The organism is Rheinheimera pacifica (assembly GCF_900108485.1).
Lineage (GTDB): Bacteria > Pseudomonadota > Gammaproteobacteria > Enterobacterales > Alteromonadaceae > Alishewanella > Alishewanella pacifica.
Genome location: NZ_FNXF01000038.1, coordinates 1 through 4562 on the forward strand (window position 1 = coordinate 1; position 4562 = coordinate 4562).

7 protein-coding genes are annotated in these 4562 nt (G+C 42.6%); all 7 read left to right on the top strand.

Going from position 1 to position 4562, the window contains the following annotated elements; all coding sequences use genetic code 11:
- Window positions 1-439: 439 nt before the first annotated feature.
- The 7 genes from BLW68_RS20815 to BLW68_RS20845 all read left to right on the top strand — a co-directional run bounded on the left by BLW68_RS20815 (window position 440) and on the right by BLW68_RS20845 (window position 4540).
- The gene (locus BLW68_RS20815; RefSeq protein ID WP_143040013.1) at window positions 440-1042 is read left to right on the top strand and encodes a DUF998 domain-containing protein; all 603 of its coding nucleotides are present in this window, start codon (window positions 440-442) and stop codon (window positions 1040-1042) included.
- Window positions 1039-1446, top strand: a complete 408-nt coding sequence (locus BLW68_RS20820; protein ID WP_092797199.1) for an Imm41 family immunity protein — start codon at window positions 1039-1041, stop codon at window positions 1444-1446. The genes BLW68_RS20815 and BLW68_RS20820 overlap by 4 nt, the downstream gene beginning before the upstream one ends.
- A gap of 96 nt (window positions 1447-1542) precedes the next feature.
- Entirely contained in the window at window positions 1543-1755 is a 213-nt protein-coding gene (locus BLW68_RS20825; RefSeq protein WP_092797201.1) for a hypothetical protein, read from the top strand.
- 872 nt (window positions 1756-2627) lie between these two features.
- On the top strand, window positions 2628-2858 hold the full coding sequence (locus tag BLW68_RS21225) for a hypothetical protein (RefSeq protein WP_092797203.1): 231 nt from the start codon (window positions 2628-2630) through the stop codon (window positions 2856-2858).
- Between the two features lie 118 nt (window positions 2859-2976).
- On the top strand, window positions 2977-3483 hold the full coding sequence (locus tag BLW68_RS20835; protein ID WP_092797205.1) for a hypothetical protein: 507 nt from the start codon (window positions 2977-2979) through the stop codon (window positions 3481-3483).
- Window positions 3484-3598: 115 nt separating this feature from the next.
- Window positions 3599-4066, top strand: a complete 468-nt coding sequence (locus BLW68_RS20840) for a helix-turn-helix domain-containing protein (RefSeq protein WP_092797207.1) — start codon at window positions 3599-3601, stop codon at window positions 4064-4066.
- A 99-nt stretch (window positions 4067-4165) separates the two neighbouring features.
- A complete protein-coding gene (locus BLW68_RS20845) occupies window positions 4166-4540 on the top strand; it encodes a DUF6794 domain-containing protein (RefSeq protein WP_342741270.1) in 375 nt (124 codons plus the stop codon).
- Window positions 4541-4562: the final 22 nt, after the last annotated feature.

The following is a 4562-nucleotide window of genomic DNA, read 5'->3' on the forward strand; positions in this document are numbered from 1 at the left end:
GCGTTATGAGCCAAATAGAGAATGAAGTATGGATGGAAAATTAAAGTGCCATCATTGTGATAGTGAGTTTACGGCAGAGCAAATACTATCGGGCTGCCAGTACTCTTATCCGCAAATGGAGGCTCTTGGTTTTATTTGCCCATCTTGCAATAAAGCGAGTCAAATCCGAGTAAGGGGTGGCACCTTCCAGTCAGTCGAAGTAATTTCGGCACCTGGTCCAGAGTGGGTAATACACGATTCACTTAGACCAGCGGGTTTCGAGTATCGAATTGACCCTGAGTGGGTACATTGCTGGTTAGGTGGTAAACATTTTGAATTCAAATCAAAGTAGCGGTCAGCTCATAACAAGGCCAAGCAGCATCGCCCCTACGGGGCTGGACCTCGCTACGCTCGGCCGCTGTTGGCGGCGTTAGCAATCGTTGAATGCTCGGAGTAATCATTGAATAAAAACAATATATTAGCGGTAAAGCAGGCAATGCTCATTCCAGTATTTGCCTTCTACAATATATTAATCGGGTTATTTGTTACTGGCTATAGTGTCACGTCTCAACATATTAGTGAGCTAGCGCTGGAGGCAGAATTTTTTGCTTACTCTCATCGATTGGCTGACATTTTAATAGGCCTGTCCATGTGCTTGTTTGCATTCGCGTGCTTTTCAATTGCAAAGGCAAAGTTTACTTTTCTAACAATGTTTTCATTTGGTATGACATGGATTTTTGCTGGTATTTTTATTATGAATAGCCCTCTGCATGACATTTATGGGTTAACAACCATATTAATTGTTGTGCCAGTGGTTTTCGCACTGGAAATGCGGGAGTTCTATGCGTCAAAAAAATTCCAAGAGTTTTCAATTTTAGTGACGCTGATCCATGTGATTTTTTTCTGGTTTTTTTACTACGGTTTTATGCCTGTTGAATATAAAGGTATAACTCAAAGAATTTGGGTAGCAATTACTTTGGTATGGTACGGCGTTGCTGCGTATCAGATGTTCATATTTGTTAACAAGCAAAGGCAGCCGACGCGTACCGCGCAGCTGCTTTGAGCGTTAAGTGCTCAGGAGATTATATTATCGAAGATCTGTTTAGGAATTGGGCATCAAGCGAGTTGTTTGATGAGCAATCTTTCATATCAAAACTTAATGAGTCTCACATATGGGACGATGATAAATACTGGAAACTAGATAACGCGATCTACGACCTTGCAATAAAGTATGGCGACGATGATTGCATACCTAGAGAGATTGCTTGGCCGATAGCTAGAATCTTTAGCTATCTAATGATGACATTTGAAGCACACCACAACAAAAATGACTTCTTCGCCATTAAAGACTTGGATTCTGACCAGGTATTTGACCGCAGAGAAAGAATGCAGCTAGTTTTTGAAGGCTTTTTTAAAGGTGAAATGATTCCGAATGATAGCTTCGACTATTTTGACCCTAGCAGATAATGCACTTAACAAGGCAAGGCAGCATCGCACCTTCGGTGCTGGACTCGCTATCGCTCGCCGCTGCTTGCGGCGTTATGTGAACACAAGGATTCGAAAGTGGAGTCGATAAGCAAGGCGCTCGTTTTAGCGATTCAGTACCTAGGGTCAGAAAGAAATGATGAAGATTTCACGGAAGATGATGATCTTAAGGTCGTAGAAGATATGGCTGCTATTATTCAGGGGGCCTCCGAGAACGAGAGGTTGACTCTAATAAGAGTAGCCAGAGAGCTTGGTCTTAATGAATGGGCGTCAAATATTGGCATCGAGTAAATCACATAACAAGGCGTATCATTCGCCCGCTAAAAGCGCGGGCTGGGACGGCCTATATTCCGCTGCGCTCCATTTCGGCCGCCCATGTGCGCGGCGTTAGCCGCTTTCGAGTATTAAAAGTTTTAGTAAGGTTTTCTGTTCTGGCACCGCTCGCGTTTTGTGTTTCTAGCGGCAAAGTCAAATAGTCAGAGCATGCAAGTTTGTTAGTTCGGAGCAATCTCGGCTGGAGCAGTAACTTTGTTCCTTGAAATTCATGGCTCCGCTTACAAAAGGTTTCAAGGTTCCAGCTGTTTCGTTGTATCGCACTTGGCTGGTTAGTTTTTTAATTTGTGGGTGCAGTGGCTTCGGTAAATATCGCGTCGCGGCAAGCCGCGCAAGTGTGGTATTTGCTGCTAACAAGTTACTGCACCGGAAAAATAACTCGCTGGCGCTCGTCATTTTCCGGTGAGCAAAGCGTTAGCCGGCTGTCGAGAAGGTTTAGGTACAAAAATCTGTTTTACTTTTCGGCTCTGCTTGCGTTAAGTTGTATCTCACATGTTAATTTACTCCATCAAGTTCACCAGTTTGTTGGCAAGGTGCAATCTCTGATGGTGCGGTAGCGTTGTTCCTTTTGGCACTTTTGCTCCGCTGGCTTTAAAGTTTTTAGGTTCCAGCCATTTTTCTGTATCGCACTTGGCTGGTTACGTTTTTTAATTTTGCACATGGGTGCTGTTGGTTGGCATCGCTTGGCGGCAGTGCCGCGTGGGTAGTGTGTTTGTCGCCGCTAACAATGCGCAACATTCGCTCCCGCTGGTCGCTGGGACGCCAAACCCGCTGGCGCGTTTTTGTCGCCCATGTGCGCGGCGTTATGTGTTTTCAGAGGTATTAGTTTAATGTCAAACGTCTTAAATGTGGTTAAGTTACGTAATGCCAAATCCGATTTCAAAATGTTGGTTGTTTTGGCATTTTTCCTCGTTGCTATATCATTTTTTGCCATTGGTTTTGTATATGCTAAAGCGCCAGAAATTGGCATTTTAGTTAAACTTCTGGCAATCATGGGTACTGTAAATATTGCTATGGTTTTCTACGTAATCAGAAAATTCAATGCTTTATCAAACACATAACAAGGCGCTATTGTCGCCGCTATCGCGGCTGGGACGGCTTACGCTGCGCTCCAGCCGCCCCAAAGCTTTGCGTTATATTGGGCTGTAGTATTGATGTACTTTCACTTTTGGAGAGTAAATGCAAAAAGGATTTGTTGAAATATTTGAAGCTGAGTCAGCGTTAAAGACATTAGTGCTTTGCATACTGACTATTGGAGCTTACCTAATTTATAAGCTTTATCATTTCTCAAGCCTAATTAATCAAAAAACTGAATACAAAATATCTAACTTATTCATTGGAATAACAATTTTATTATTCGCTATCCACTTGGGTAGTTTGATTTATGGTTTAGCTAACCTTCATGACCCAACTATTTTAATAGGAACAATCGGCATTCACATTGTCTCAAGTGTATTCGACGTAACTTGGATAATTGTCGTACGTAATCGTATTAATTTGATAACGGGTTCAAGTAAAGGTGACAAGCTATGGTTAAAACCATTGATCACGTCAATTTTTCATGTAATTTACATGCAGCATAAAATCAATCAAGGTTTGGTAATGGCCCAATATAACAATCAAATATTATCGCCAGCAAACAGCGCTGGCTGCGACGTCAACCCGCTGCGCGGCTTTCCGCGCTAAATTTGGGCGTTATGTGCGCATATCGGCAGATGTCGGCTTAATGTCGGGTACTTTACGTACCTGACAGATAAAAATATAAGTAACACTCTTGGTTCAGGAGTACAGGAGCCATCTGATGATTTTAAAAGAACTGCGACTTAGTAGACATATTTCTCAAGAGCAATTAGCGCAAATGTCAGGATTAAATGTCCGAACCATTCAGCGCATTGAGAGTGGTCATAACGCTAGTTTTGAATCATTAAAATGTCTTGCTGCTGCTCTTGATGTTGACGTGACAACACTGAACCAGGAGACTTTTATGATTGATAAAAACACCGCTAATTGGCAAAGATTACCTTTCTTTTTGAAGGTTTGGTTTTCGCTAAATTTTTTGCAAATTAGACCCGCTCGCAGAACGGCTGAGAGAGTAGAAAAAATATCGCACATTTTTGGCTTTTTATTTTGCTGTATTGGGCTTGTGAGTGAAGCGGCTCTGGCAGGTGCTATCATCATGCTTGCAACAGCCTACTTGTTTTACTTGCTGAAGTGGCAAGGTGACAAATATGGTATTTGGTATGAGCCTGATGCAATATCTAACACATAACAATCGCAACCAAACGGGCTATCGCCCTCGACTCGCTGCGCTCGCATTTGTTGCGGGCGTTAGGGCAACCATCCAACACGGAGTTTAAAATTGAATAAAGTGAGCATGTTGGTTTTGGCTGTTTTTCTATCGATATCAATGCAAGCATTTGGGAATGCGGAGGACAAGTCTGAGGAAAAGCTACCTCAGACTTTAGAGCAGGCCGTTGACAGAATCGTTTCTAATTTGAAAGAGGATGATAAGTCGACGGTTAAAAATACTCCGTTTAATAACCTTATCCAATACCATCATGGTTGGGGCACCGGTATTAGAAACTCATTTGGTCTTTGGGGACGCAATAAAGAGCTAACAGTGTCAATCTGTGGTCCAGATGAGTGTCATCCAGATGATGCTTCAATGGAAATAATCTACGGTGTATGGAATAAACTTAATGGTAATGATACTCGCTACAAACCAAATACAGAGCAGCCCTAACAAAGTGCGGCATTCGGGGCCT

Coding starts and splice junctions, on each gene's coding strand:
- BLW68_RS20840 (WP_092797207.1), top strand. CDS start 3,599: ATGATTTTAAAAGAACTGCGACTTAGTAGACATATTTCTCAAGAGCAA.
- BLW68_RS21225 (WP_092797203.1), top strand. CDS start 2,628: ATGTCAAACGTCTTAAATGTGGTTAAGTTACGTAATGCCAAATCCGAT.
- BLW68_RS20835 (WP_092797205.1), top strand. CDS start 2,977: ATGCAAAAAGGATTTGTTGAAATATTTGAAGCTGAGTCAGCGTTAAAG.